Genomic DNA, 12,259 nt, shown 5'->3' on the forward strand with positions numbered 1-12,259 from the left:
CAGTACGGGGCCGAAGTGCCCTGCAAAAGAAGGGGTCGCAGTGCGTCACGTCATCATCATCGGTTCGGGTCCTGCGGGGTACACGGCAGCGATCTACGCGGCACGCGCGAACCTCGAGCCGCTTCTGGTCGCCAGTTCGGTCGAGGCCGGCGGCGACCTGATGACCACCACCGATGTCGAGAACTTCCCCGGCTTCCCGGAGGGCATCCAGGGCCCCGACCTGATGACCCGCATGCAGGAGCAGGCCGAGCGGTTCGGCACCGAGGTGCTGTACGACGACGTCGTCTCGCTCGAGCTCGACGGTCCGGTCAAGAAGGTGCTGCTGGGCAGCGGCGCCGAGTACGAGGCCCGGTCGATCGTCTACGCAACCGGATCCGCGCACCGCAAGATCGGCATCGAGGGCGAAGAACGCCTCTCCGGCCGCGGCGTGTCGTACTGCGCGACCTGCGACGGCTTCTTCTTCCGCGAGCGCGTCATCGCCGTCGTCGGCGGTGGCGACTCCGCGATGGAGGAGGCGACCTTCCTGACCAAGTTCGCGTCCAAGGTGTACGTCATCCACCGCCGTGAGGAGCTGCGTGCGTCGAAGATCATGCAGGAGCGCGCGTTCGCGAACGAGAAGATCGAGTTCGTCTGGAACAGCGAGGTCGTCGACGTGCTCGGCGACGACGCCGTCACCGGCGTCGTGCTCGAGAACACGGTCGACGGCACGCGCAGCGACCTGGCGATCGACGGCCTGTTCGTCGCGATCGGCAACGACCCGCGCACCCACCTCGTGCACGACAAGCTCGATCTCACCCCCGAGGGCACCATCTGGGTCGACGGCCGTTCGTCGCGCACGTCGGTGTCCGGCGTGTTCGCCGCGGGCGACGTCATCGACCCGACGTACCGCCAGGCGGTGACGGCCGCCGGCAGCGGCACCGTCGCCGCGCTCGACGTCGAGCACTACCTGGCATCGCTCGGCGAAGCCGGCGCCCCCGCCACCGACGTCGACCAGATCGAGGGCCTGCCCGAGGCGGACCCGGAGCAGACCGCGGCCTGATCCCGCCGCGTCCTGCTGCGGAACAATCCCGCAGCACGGCGCGTTGTCACCCACGTACGACTTCCCCATCGAAGGAGAGAACATGACCGCCAAGGCGACGACGTCCGCCACGTTCGACCAGGATGTGCTCCAGGCCGATGGCCCGGTGCTCGTGGATTTCTGGGCTGAGTGGTGCGGCCCCTGCCGCATGGTCTCGCCGGTCCTCGACCAGATTCAGGCGGAGCACCCCGGCAAGATCACCATCCTCAAGCTGAACGTCGACGAGAACCCTGACCTCGCCATGAAGTACCAGATCACGTCGATCCCGGCGATGAAGGTCTTCAACAAGGGCCAGGTCGAGACGACGATCATCGGCGCCAAGCCCAAGTTCGCGCTCGAGAAGGACCTCGAGGCGTACATCGGCTGAGTCCGTTCGAAGCCTGAACCCCGCTGGCCTGCGCTCGCCGCAGGTCAGCGGGGTTTTTCGTTGCATGCCGTTCGAGGCATCCATTCGCTCCGGAGAGAATCCGCGAGAGGATGTCGATCCCGGCCCCTCTCGTTCGACGTACAGCATGAGGGGCCGGAGCGCGGCCCTCCGGGTCGAACGCCCGCAACGACGAAGGAGCAGGACATGCGTTACATGCTGATCATGCAGGTGGAGCCCGAAGCCGCGGCCAAGGCGCCGGAGGAGCTCGACATGAAGCAGGTGATCGCCGCGATGAGCGCCTACAACGAAGAGCTTCAGAAGGCCGGGGTCTTCCTCTCGGCGGAGGGTCTCTCCGATGCGCGCGAGGGATTCCGCATCGACTTCTCATCGGTGCCGCCGGCGGTCACGGACGGCCCGTTCGCTGAGGCCCGCGAGGTCTTCACCGGCTTCTGGATCCTCGAGGTAGCCAGTCGCGAAGAGGCCGAGCACTGGGCGAAGCAGTGCCCCCTCGGCCCGGGCGTCGCGCTCGAGGTGCGGCGGGTCAACGAGTTCGCTGACTTCGAGTCGGTCGACCCCGAGTGGGTCGAGAAGGCTCAGGAGTGGCGGGCCGCCAACGCCTGAGGGTGGGATCAGGACGCGTCCGCGCGCACCGTGGCATCCCAGCGGCGGTGCGTGTTCGCGTCGCCCAGCAGTCGCCACACGGCGCGCGTGAGCTGGGGATACTCCAGGGCGATCTGCCGCAGCACGCGATAGTGGCGCGTGGCGTTCGGCCGGGAGCCACCGTTCGCCTCGATGTTCTCGGCGCGGAGCGTGAAGACGACGAGCTCGTCGACGGTTGGCAGGTCGTCTATGAAGTCCCACGGGTCTTCGCCGGCTCGGAGTCGCTCGGCGATCACCACGGCGAGTTCGTCGGATGCCTCGGCACGCAGAAGCTCGAGACTGGCCCGGCGGCGCGGGGTCTGGTCTGCGTTCGGCACCCATCAAGGGTACGACGCCGCACCGACCTCGGGCCGCGTTCCACGCCTACGCTGACATCATGACCGATGTCGACGTGCATGCCCGCCGCGCGGTCGAGGCGGTCTGGAGGGCCGAGTCCGCGCGGATCGTCGCCGCGCTGACCCGACACACCGGCGATTTCGCCTGGGCGGAGGATCTCGCGCAGGATGCACTCGTCGAAGCCGTCGCGAAGTGGCCGGCGGGCGGCATCCCCGACAATCCCGGGGCCTGGCTGCTGTCGGTCGCCAAACGGCGGGCCATCGACGGGTGGCGGCGGCGCGAACGCCTCGCCCAGCGTGAGCCACTGCTCGCCGTCGACGTGCAGGACGCCGAACGAGTCGACTCGGTGCCCGAGCTTGCCGATCCCGACCGCATCGACGATGACATGCTGCGGCTGGTGTTCGTCGCGTGCCACCCGGTCCTCCCCGCGCAGGCGCGGCTCGCTCTCACCCTGCGCACAGTGGCAGGTCTCACCACCGACCAGATCGCGCGCGTGCTCCTGATGACCGTGCCGACCGTCCAGCAGCGGATCGTGCGGGCGAAGCGCACCCTGGCCGATGCGGGCGTGCCGTTCGAGGTGCCCGACCGCGCCGAGCGGCCGGCGCGGCTCGCCAGCGTGCTGCAGGTGATCTATCTGCTCTTCACCGAGGGCTACGCCGCGGCGGCAGGCGATCATCCGGTGCGACCCGAGGTGGCGCGCGAGGCCGTGCGGCTCGCGCGACAGCTGCACGCACTCGCGCCGGACGAGTCCGAGGTCGACGCGCTCATCGCCCTGATGGAGTTCCAGTCGTCGCGCTTCGCCGCCCGCATCGATCGGGACGGCCTTCCGCTGACCCTGGGCGAGCAGGACCGACGCCGGTGGGACCGTTCGGCCATCACGCGCGGCCGAGAAGCGATGAAGCGAGCGGAGGCATCGCCTCGCGGGCTCGGCTACTACGGTCTCCAGGCGGCGATCGCCGAATGTCACGCGATCGCCCCGTCGTTCGACGAAACGGACTGGGACCGCATCCTTCGGTTGTACGACGCGCTGGTGATGCTCGCGCCGACTGCTGTCGTGCGCCTCAACCGGGCCGTCGCCTTCTCGATGGCCGAGGGGCCGGAGGCGGCGCTGCACCTGGTGGACGCACTGGAACCCGAACTCGGCGGCTTCCGTCCGCTGCGGGCGGTGCGCGCCGAACTGCTCGAACGGATGGGGAGATCGGATGCCGCGGCCGCCGAGTTCCTGGCAGCCTCGGCGCTGCCCGGCAACGACGCCGAGGCGAGCGTGCTCAGGCGGCGGGCCGCCGCGCTCCGTACGGACCTGGAACGGGGTGCGCCCGAGTCGGTGGTCGATCGGGCGGGGCCGTAGCCGGCGTGGCTCAGGTGGGGCCGGAGCCGGTTGGCTCAGGCCGCGCCGCCGAAGCCGGTCTCGCCGAGCTCCTCCAGGATGCGGTTAAGGTCTTGGATGCTCGCAAAATCTATGCTGATCTGGCCTTTACGCGCAGTCAGAGAGATTCGGACGCGGGTATTGAGGCGATCGCCCAGGCGCTCGGCGACTTCGTCGAGGTGACCGCGGCGCGCGCCGGCGGTCGGCTTCGACGGGCGGCGGGACCCGGCATCCGTCATCTTGGCCGCAGCCTCGGCGGAGCGCACCGACAGATCCTCGTTGACGATCTTGTCGGAGAGCCGCTGCATGGCCTCGGGGGTGTCGAGCGACAGGATCGCCCGGGCGTGGCCGGCGGTGAGCACGCCCGCGGCGACGCGCTGCTGCACCGGCACCGGGAGCTTCAGCAGGCGGATCGTGTTGCTGATCTGGGGGCGCGAGCGGCCGATCCGGCTGGCGAGCTCCTCCTGGGTGATGCCGAAGTCCTCGAGGAGCTGCTGGTACGCCGATGCCTCTTCGAGCGGGTTGAGCTCCGAGCGGTGGAGATTCTCGAGCAACGCGTCGCGCAGCAGGTGCTCATCCGCCGTCTCGCGGACGATCGCCGGGATGGACGTCAGGCCGGCCTCGCGCGCGGCGCGGGTGCGACGCTCGCCCATGATGAGCTCGTAGTCGCCGTCTTCGTTCGCGCGGACGACGACCGGCTGCAGCACGCCGAACTCCCGAACACTGTGAACGAGCTCGGCGAGGTCTTCGGGGTTGAAGTGCGTGCGCGGCTGGCGCGGGTTCGGCACGATGGAGTGCGGGTCGATGTGCGTGAGGCGCGCGCCGGGAACCTGCACCAGGTCTTCGGTGGGTGCGGTGTCGGGCGTGGCGTCGGTGTCCGCGTCGGCGGGAGCGTCGTCGGTGGCGACGGCGCGCGGAAAGAAGACGTCGGAAGGGCGGTCCTCCGCCGGTTCCGTCGTCGGGATCAGCGCGCCGATCCCCCGTCCTAGGCCTGTGCGCTTGGCCATCAGGCTCCCCCTTCGATCTTCGATTCGACGTGCTGTTCCGCGACGCTCTGGCCTGCGGCGTTCTTCACCGCGGCGGGCTGACCGTCGCGGCGGATGATCTCGACGGCTGCTTCGCGATACGCGATCGCGCCGGCCGACTGCCCATCGTAGGCGATGACGGTCTGGCCGAAGCTCGGCGCTTCGGACACGCGCACCGAACGCGGGATGACGGTGTCCAGCACTTCCTTGGCGAAGTGCTCCCGCACCTCCTCGGCGACCTGCTGCGCGAGACGGGTACGGCCGTCGTACATGGTGAGCACGATCGTGCTCAGGGTGAGGCCCGGGTTGAGGTGCTTCTGGATCATGCGGACAGTGCCGAGCAGCTGGCTCAGGCCTTCCAGCGCGTAGTACTCGCACTGGATCGGAATGAGCAGCTCGCCCGCGGCCGTGAACGCGTTGATCGTGAGCAGACCCAGAGACGGCGGGCAGTCGATGAGCACGAAGTCGATGACTTCATCGAGGTTCGCGAGGTACTCGTCGAGTGCCGTCTTGAGCCGGTGCTCACGGGCGACCTGCGAAACAAGCTCGATCTCGGCCCCGGCGAGGTGGATCGTGCTGGGGGCGCACAGCAGATTCGGCGATTCCGGGCTGACCTGCACGATGTCAGCGAGCGGGAATTCATCGATGAGCACGTCGTAGACGCTCGGGATGTCGGCGGTGTGGGGCACTCCCAGTGCCGTCGACGCGTTTCCCTGCGGGTCCAGGTCGATCACGAGCACCTTGGCCCCGACGGATGCCAGGGCCGCTGCAACGTTGACGGTGGTCGTCGTCTTGCCGACGCCGCCCTTCTGGTTCGAGACGGTCAGCACGCGGGTGCGACCCGTGAGGTGAACGTCCGCGCTCTCGAGCGCACGGCGTCGTGCGGAGAGATCGGCGAGTTCACGTGCGAGAGGGGTGTCGTCGAACGAGAAGGATGCCGCGGCCGCCGACTCGTCGGGCTGTTTCACGTGAAACACTCTCCCTTTCGCGAGCGATCAACAACGCTTTCCACTCTATCCCGCCCTCACCCCATTCCCGTTCTCTCCCCGGCTCCCTCCCGCCGGTCGAGTAGGCGCGCAGCGCCGTATCGAGCCCCCCGCCCCTTCCCCGCCGGTCGAGTAGGCGCGAAGCGCCGTATCGAGACCCCCGGACGGCGGGCCCCGACTCGATACGCGCGCAACGCGCGCACTCGATCGGCGGGAACGGCCACTCCCAGCGCCGAGCAGGCGCCCAGCGACGCATCCAGACCCCCGCCCCTTCCCCGCCGGTCGAGTAGGCGCGCAGCGCCGTATCGAGACCCACGTGCAACGCGACTCAGTCGGAGTGACTAAGCGCGAGCCGTTTCACGTGAAACATCGCCGCCTCGACTACCGGCCCCCGAGAAGTCCTTCTTGCTCAGACCCGGCAGCTTCTCGATCCGCTCCTTTGCCAGGGCAAGCCGCTTGGCCCGGCTCCAACCCTGCACCTGCTTCTCGCGCAGATAGGCGTCACTGACACGGTCGAACTCCTCGAAATAGAGAAGCTTCACCGACAGTCGCGTTCTCGTGTAGATGGATCGCCGTGTTGGGCCAGCCTGTGTTCGAGGTTGCGCGCGCTTCCGACGTAGGGGGTTCGGTCCGAGCACTCGAGGATATACATGTACGCCATCGGCCCAGGTTGGCCGATCCACGCCCCCTGCAACCGTCTGCGAGGCCATCGGTACGAATCGCGCGGGTGTGAGAGCTGTGTGGAGAAGCCGCGATGGTGGAGGGCCTGCACGAGTCCGACCCGATGCATGCGAAGCGGGTCGCGTACCCGGCAGGTCTCGATACGGTTGCTGGCGAGCCTACCCAGCCTGCGGGGCCGGCTGCATGTTTCACGTGAAACGGTGACACTCATCGCGTGCACGCCTCGTTACTGCGCGCGCCGGCCTACTCGATCAGCAGGGATCGCGTCCGCCGATCGAGCGCGGATCGCACATATCGATGTCGCGAACGGTTGGCGCGGATCCATGCGCTCGCGCGCCTACTCGACGGGCTTGGCACGGGAAGCCGCCGATCGAGCTCGTGCGGCGCGCGTGCGTCGATATCTAGGCAAGAGGTGCAGGTCTCGATCCGGCGCTTCGCACCTACTCGACCGGCGGGGTCGCCCCCCATGTTTCACGTGAAACGAGGGCACATCGCTGCAAGTCTCCGCGCCGCCGGCGTCGGAGCCCCGATCGAGCGCGTGCGTCGGTATCTAGGCGAGACGTGGAGGTCTCGATCCGGCGCTTTGCGCCTACTCGACCGGCGGGGTCGACCTCGATGTTTCACGTGTAACGGCGAGGCGGCACGCCTCCTCGACCGGCGTTAGCGAACGGTGGCGCGCACGACGCGCGACGGCTCGGCAAGAAGGCCCTCACCGACCATCTCAACCCGCGCGTTCGTCACTCGGAACTTGCGCAGCTGCTTCTCGGCCGCCTCGATCTCATTCTCAGCGCTCGCGCCCTTCAGCAGGATCAGCTCACCACCATCGCGCACTAACGGCGCCGTGATCGGTATCAAGGTGCGAAGAGCCGAGACAGCGCGAGCGGTAACGGCGTCGAGCACAGGACCGAAGCGCCAGTCCTCTGCCCGTGCGCGAACGATCTCGACGTTCTCGAGCCCGAGCTCGCCGACCTGCTCGGTGAGCCATGCCACTCGGCGCTCCATCGGCTCGATGAGCACCCACTCGATGTCGGGCCGGGCGATGGCCAGTACCAGCCCGGGGAGCCCTGCGCCCGACCCGACGTCGCCGACGCGACCGGGAGAGAAGAGCGGTGCAATCACCGCGCTGTTCAGAATGTGCCGTGTCCACAGGCGGGGGAGTTCGAGCGGACCGATCAGCCCGCGCTCTTCGCCGTGCTCGGCCAGCGCGGTGGTGAACTGGCGCGCGAGAGCAATGTGGTCGCCGAAGATCTGGATGGCCGCAGCCGGCTCCTGCTCGAGCTCCGTCATTGATGCCTCATCCAACGCAATCCCGATGTTTCACGTGAAACACTCTGGGTTCAGCCGCGGCGGATCACCGTGTGACGGTCAGCGCCTTCGCCGTACGACTCCGACACGAACCCGCGCTCTGCCACGATGTCGTGGACCAGCTTGCGCTCGTAGCTCGACATGGCAGGCAGCGATGCCTGCGAGGCGCCTTCCTCGAGTCGTTCGATCGCGCGGTCGACAAGCGTCGCCAGCTGTGCCTGACGCGTGTTGCGGGAACCGCCCACATCGAGGATCAGACGCGAGAAGCGTCCGGTGCGGTTCTGCACGGCGATGCGCGTGAGCTCCTGCAGTGCCTGCACCGTATCGGGGTCGGCGATCAGCGACACCGAACCGCCCTCCGGCGCCTCCACCGAGACGTAGGCACGTCCGGCCCGGACATCCAGGTCGAGGTCCCCGTCGATGTCGGCGATGTCGAGCAGTCCCTCCAGGAAGTCGGCCGCAATGTCGCCTTCCTCCTCGAGTTGGGCGACGGTGGCGGGCAACCGGTCGTCGGTGGTGTCGACGGGGGCGTGCTCGGAAGGCGTGGTCATGTCGTGATCCTCGTGTGGACGTCGGGTCGGGGCCGTCAGGAAGCGGAGTCGGAGCCGCCGGAGTCGGAGTCGCCGACCGCCGCGGCTGACCCGCCCTGCTTCTGGCCAGGCTGCTTCTGCTGCTTCTGCTGGGCCTGCTTCTTGGCGCGCTGCTTGCTCACCGGCTGCTGGCGCTTCGGGGTCGCGGCACGGGCACGCTCGGCCTCTTCGTACAGACGCTTCTGCTCGGCGAGGTACTTCTCCATCGGCACGACCTTGCCCGACGAATCGATGGCCTTGCCCTTGCGAGCCAGGCGCTCCTCGCGCTCCTTGGCCGCCTCAGAGCCGGGCGTCGGCATCTCGCGGATCACGAGGAACTGCTGACCCATCGTCCACAGGTTCGACACGAACCAGTAGATGACGACACCGAGCGGGAAGAAGACGCCGGAGAAGACGAAGGCGAAGGGCAGCACCCAGAGCATGATCTTCTGCATCTGGTAGGCCTGGCCGGTCTTGGCCTCGGGGGAGAGGTTCTTCGAGATGATCTGCAGCTGCGTGAAGAACTGCGACGCGATCATCAGTACAACGAGCGTCGCAAGGATGGCGATCGCCGCGGTGTTGCCGGTGTTGACGGCATCGATCAGGGTCTCGTGCAGCGACGCGACCCCGAAGAGCTTGGCGTTGTAGAACTCCTGCGTGAGCTCGGCACTCAGCAGTCCGACACCACCGATGCCCGCGTTCGCGTGCTTCGTGACGTCGTTCAGCACGCTGAACAGCGCGAAGAAGATCGGCATCTGAACGAGCAGCGGAAGACAGCTCGAGACGGGCGTCGTGCCGTGCTTCTTGTACAGCGCCATGGTCTCGCGGCTCATCGCCTCGCGCGAGAGCTGATCGCGTTTCCCCTTGTACTTCTCCTGAACTTTTCGCAGTTCAGGAGCGATTTCCATCATCTTGCGCTGGCTCTTGATCTGCTTCACGAAGAGCGGGATCAGTGCCGAGCGCACCACGATGACGAGGCCGACGATCGACAGCACCCACGTGATGCCGTCTGCCGGCGGAAGGCCGATCGCGGTGAAGAGCCAGTGCCAGGCGACCAGCACGGCCTCGACCGCCCACTTGAGGGGCCACAGGATGGTTCCGATCAGGTCGAAGCCACCGTCTGTGGGTGCAGGTGTCGGGGTGGAGGCCAGCAAGAGATCCATGCGGAGGATCAGTCCTTTCCAGAGGAGACTGGCACGACGAACCCGTGGGGGGTCAGCGCATGCCGGAAGTTCGCGTGCGGCGGGACGTCATCGACGCCGCCCTCCGCCCAGGGATGACAGCGAGCGAGGCGGGCTGCGGTGAGCGCCGCACCCTTCAGAGCGCCGTGCTGCTGAACGGCGCCGACCGCGTACGCCGAGCACGACGGGAAGTACTTGCAGACGTCTCCGTACGTGTGCGAGATCGTGGCGCGGTAGCCATGCAGAAGCGCGAGAACGGCGTTGCGGGGGAGCAGGGGCACAGCGCGAAGCGAGCCAGAGGGCTCGAAGTGCGCGTCGCCGAGGGCGTACGCCGGCAGGACGCTCATGCCGCCCTCCGGGCCAGGCATCGGGCGACCTCGTCACGGAGTTCGCTGAACGGCGCCGTTGCCGCACTGGGCAGCGCGCGGATCACGATGTCGTTGCCGTCACGCACAGCCGGAAGCGCCTCGGCGCACAAGGCTTTGAGACGACGGCGGACGGTGTTGCGAACGACGGCCCCGCCCACCTGCTTGCTGACGATGAAACCGAACCGCGCCGGGCCATCGGCCACGGCGCTGTTCACATAGGTCACGGTGTGCGTTCCGGCACACCGACGACCCCGACGGACGACGGCCTTGTATTCCGCTCCGCGGGTGAGTCGGTTCGGCCTCGCCAGCACCGCTCGGGGTCAGGCCGAGAGCTCGGTGCGGCCCTTGCCGCGACGAGCCGAGAGGATGGCGCGACCGGCGCGGGTGCGCATGCGGGCACGGAAGCCGTGCTTCTTGGCACGACGGCGGTTGTTGGGCTGGAAGGTGCGCTTGCTCATGGGATCACTTCCGGATCAGGTGTCACCGGGACTCTGAGACCGGGGACGCTACGTACAAAGGGACTGCCGCGAGGGCATAAGTCAACCGATTTAGGGTACGCCGAGCCGCCTGAGAACTCAAACCGAGGCCGCGGGCCGGCCATTATCCACGGACCGGCACATCGACCCTGGCAACGACACACCCACCCGATCTACAGTGGAGTTTGCTCCCGGGACGCCCGCGAACTAGCGTTGCTCCGGCAGTTATCCACAGGCCCGATGCGCTCGTTCCGCGGCCTCCGGTGGACTCATCAACAACCCGGGGGGGCCATGACACCGCACGAGATTCCAGATGTTCCCGTCTGGACAGCCGTGCTCGATGAGCTCACCCGCGACGAGCGGATCACCCCGCAGCTCCATGGCTTCCTGAGCCTCGCGGTGCCGCAGGGGGTCATGGGCGGAACGCTCTACCTCGACGTCCCCAACGACCTCACGGCCGCGCAGTTCACGAAGCGCATGCGCACCCCGATCATGGAGGCCCTCGCCAACGTCGAGCAGGACGACGCTCAGCGTGCCAGCACGTTCCGTGTTGTGGTCAACCCGGAACTCGTCGACGCCCATGTCACCGCGCCCATCCCGGTGCAGTCGGCCGCGCAGCCGATCTCGCAGCCGACGGCCGCGCCGGCGGCGGTCCTGCATCCACAGCGCGAAGAAGCTCCGGATGCCGCATCCGCCGTCTCCCGCAGCGATACGCGCCTCAACCCGAAGTACACCTTCGACAACTTCGTCATCGGACAGTCCAACCGCTTCGCGCATGCCGCCGCGGTCGCAGTGGCCGAAGCGCCGGCCAAGGCATACAACCCGCTGTTCATCTACGGCGACTCCGGCCTGGGCAAGACGCACCTCCTCCACGCCATCGGCGAGTACGCGATGAGCCTCTACAGCGGCATCCGGGTGCGCTATGTCTCGAGCGAGGAGTTCACGAACGACTTCATCAACTCGATCGCCAACAACCGCGGATCCGCATTCCAGGCGCGGTACCGCGACGTCGACGTGCTGCTGATCGACGACATCCAGTTCCTCCAGGGCCGCGCCGAGACCCAGGAAGCGTTCTTCCACACGTTCAACACCCTGCATGACCACGACAAGCAGGTCGTGATCACGAGCGATGTGCCGCCGAAGCACCTGACCGGTTTCGAGGACCGCATGCGCAGCCGGTTCGAGTGGGGCCTCATCACCGATGTGCAGGCGCCCGACCTCGAGACCCGTATCGCCATCCTCCGCAAGAAGGCGCAGTCCGAGCGGCTCCACATTCCGGACGAGGTCCTCGAGTACATCGCGACGGTCGTCTCGTCGAACATCCGCGAGCTCGAGGGCGCCCTCATCCGCGTCTCGGCGTTCGCCAGCCTCAACAGGTCGACGCTCGACATGTCGCTCGCCCAGACCGTGCTGCGCGACATCGTCGACCAGGACGACGCGAACGTCATCTCGCCGACCGACATCATCACGGCGACCGCACAGTACTTCAAGCTCACCGTCGACGACCTCTACGGCTCGAGCCGTTCGCAGTCGGTCGCGACCGCCCGGCAGATCGCCATGTACCTGTGCCGTGAGCGCACCAGCCTTTCGCTGCCGAAGATCGGCCAGCTGTTCGGAAACCGCGACCACACGACCGTGATGTACGCGTACAAGAAGATCAGCGACCTCATGAAAGAGCGCCGCTCGATCTACAACCAGGTCTCCGAGATCACCGCTCAGCTGGGCCGCAACGGCCGCTGATCCGGGGTGCGGTCATATGCCGCAAGAGGTGCTTGACAGCCGGGCTCGGACAGGGCCATTATTCGCGTTCTTCACAGTGTGGAAAACCTGTGGATAACTCCACAGCCCTGCGGAAACGCTG

16 protein-coding genes are annotated in these 12,259 nt (G+C 67.5%); 5 read left to right on the forward strand and 11 right to left on the reverse strand.

Going from position 1 to position 12,259, the window contains the following annotated elements; genetic code table 11:
• Positions 1 to 40: 40 nt before the first annotated feature.
• From trxB to MK786_RS07095, 3 genes are all read left to right on the forward strand, one after another.
• Positions 41 to 1,039 (forward strand): thioredoxin-disulfide reductase, encoded by a 999-nt coding sequence (gene trxB, locus MK786_RS07085; protein ID WP_241111529.1) that lies wholly within the window; start codon positions 41 to 43, stop codon positions 1,037 to 1,039.
• A gap of 82 nt (positions 1,040 to 1,121) precedes the next feature.
• Entirely contained in the window at positions 1,122 to 1,445 is a 324-nt protein-coding gene (trxA, locus tag MK786_RS07090; RefSeq protein ID WP_191764942.1) for a thioredoxin, read from the forward strand.
• A 204-nt stretch (positions 1,446 to 1,649) separates the two neighbouring features.
• Positions 1,650 to 2,066, forward strand: a complete 417-nt coding sequence (locus MK786_RS07095; protein ID WP_241111530.1) for a YciI family protein — start codon at positions 1,650 to 1,652, stop codon at positions 2,064 to 2,066.
• 8 nt (positions 2,067 to 2,074) lie between these two features.
• Here the strand turns inward: MK786_RS07095 and MK786_RS07100 are convergent, their stop codons facing one another.
• Positions 2,075 to 2,422 carry a tryptophan synthase subunit alpha gene (locus MK786_RS07100; protein WP_241111531.1) on the reverse strand — a complete coding sequence of 116 codons (348 nt, stop codon included), beginning with the start codon at positions 2,420 to 2,422 and terminating at the stop codon, positions 2,075 to 2,077.
• Between the two features lie 59 nt (positions 2,423 to 2,481).
• On the opposite strand from MK786_RS07100, the gene MK786_RS07105 reads away from it, so the two are divergent.
• Positions 2,482 to 3,789 (forward strand): sigma-70 family RNA polymerase sigma factor, encoded by a 1,308-nt coding sequence (locus tag MK786_RS07105; protein ID WP_241111532.1) that lies wholly within the window; start codon positions 2,482 to 2,484, stop codon positions 3,787 to 3,789.
• Between the two features lie 35 nt (positions 3,790 to 3,824).
• Here the strand turns inward: MK786_RS07105 and MK786_RS07110 are convergent, their stop codons facing one another.
• The 10 genes from MK786_RS07110 to rpmH form a co-directional block, all read right to left on the reverse strand.
• The gene (locus MK786_RS07110) at positions 3,825 to 4,814 is read right to left on the reverse strand and encodes a ParB/RepB/Spo0J family partition protein (RefSeq protein WP_241111533.1); all 990 of its coding nucleotides are present in this window, start codon (positions 4,812 to 4,814) and stop codon (positions 3,825 to 3,827) included.
• Positions 4,814 to 5,800 carry a ParA family protein gene (locus tag MK786_RS07115; RefSeq protein WP_241111534.1) on the reverse strand — a complete coding sequence of 329 codons (987 nt, stop codon included), beginning with the start codon at positions 5,798 to 5,800 and terminating at the stop codon, positions 4,814 to 4,816. Before MK786_RS07115 ends, MK786_RS07110 begins: the two co-directional genes overlap by 1 nt.
• 359 nt (positions 5,801 to 6,159) lie before the next feature.
• On the reverse strand, positions 6,160 to 6,360 hold the full coding sequence (locus MK786_RS07120) for a hypothetical protein (protein ID WP_241111535.1): 201 nt from the start codon (positions 6,358 to 6,360) through the stop codon (positions 6,160 to 6,162).
• Entirely contained in the window at positions 6,357 to 6,710 is a 354-nt protein-coding gene (locus tag MK786_RS16530; protein WP_374200440.1) for a GIY-YIG nuclease family protein, read from the reverse strand. The genes MK786_RS07120 and MK786_RS16530 overlap by 4 nt, the downstream gene beginning before the upstream one ends.
• Positions 6,711 to 7,159: 449 nt before the next feature.
• On the reverse strand, positions 7,160 to 7,786 hold the full coding sequence (rsmG, locus tag MK786_RS07125) for a 16S rRNA (guanine(527)-N(7))-methyltransferase RsmG (protein WP_241111536.1): 627 nt from the start codon (positions 7,784 to 7,786) through the stop codon (positions 7,160 to 7,162).
• A gap of 50 nt (positions 7,787 to 7,836) precedes the next feature.
• Entirely contained in the window at positions 7,837 to 8,355 is a 519-nt protein-coding gene (locus tag MK786_RS07130; RefSeq protein WP_241111537.1) for a R3H domain-containing nucleic acid-binding protein, read from the reverse strand.
• 35 nt (positions 8,356 to 8,390) lie between these two features.
• Complete coding sequence (gene yidC, locus MK786_RS07135) at positions 8,391 to 9,536, reverse strand: membrane protein insertase YidC (protein WP_241111538.1); 1,146 nt, start codon at positions 9,534 to 9,536, stop codon at positions 8,391 to 8,393.
• A gap of 8 nt (positions 9,537 to 9,544) precedes the next feature.
• A complete protein-coding gene (gene yidD / locus MK786_RS07140; protein WP_241111539.1) occupies positions 9,545 to 9,901 on the reverse strand; it encodes a membrane protein insertion efficiency factor YidD in 357 nt (118 codons plus the stop codon).
• Positions 9,898 to 10,233 carry a ribonuclease P protein component gene (gene rnpA / locus MK786_RS07145; RefSeq protein WP_241111540.1) on the reverse strand — a complete coding sequence of 112 codons (336 nt, stop codon included), beginning with the start codon at positions 10,231 to 10,233 and terminating at the stop codon, positions 9,898 to 9,900. Before rnpA ends, yidD begins: the two co-directional genes overlap by 4 nt.
• 9 nt (positions 10,234 to 10,242) lie before the next feature.
• On the reverse strand, positions 10,243 to 10,380 hold the full coding sequence (rpmH, locus tag MK786_RS07150; RefSeq protein ID WP_036304730.1) for a 50S ribosomal protein L34: 138 nt from the start codon (positions 10,378 to 10,380) through the stop codon (positions 10,243 to 10,245).
• Positions 10,381 to 10,689: 309 nt separating this feature from the next.
• Between rpmH and dnaA the strand changes: the two genes are divergently transcribed.
• Positions 10,690 to 12,138 carry a chromosomal replication initiator protein DnaA gene (gene dnaA / locus MK786_RS07155; RefSeq protein ID WP_241111541.1) on the forward strand — a complete coding sequence of 483 codons (1,449 nt, stop codon included), beginning with the start codon at positions 10,690 to 10,692 and terminating at the stop codon, positions 12,136 to 12,138.
• Positions 12,139 to 12,259: the final 121 nt, after the last annotated feature.

Origin of the sequence: Microbacterium sp. CFH 31415 (assembly GCF_022538185.1) — a bacterium.
Taxonomy (GTDB): domain Bacteria; phylum Actinomycetota; class Actinomycetes; order Actinomycetales; family Microbacteriaceae; genus Microbacterium.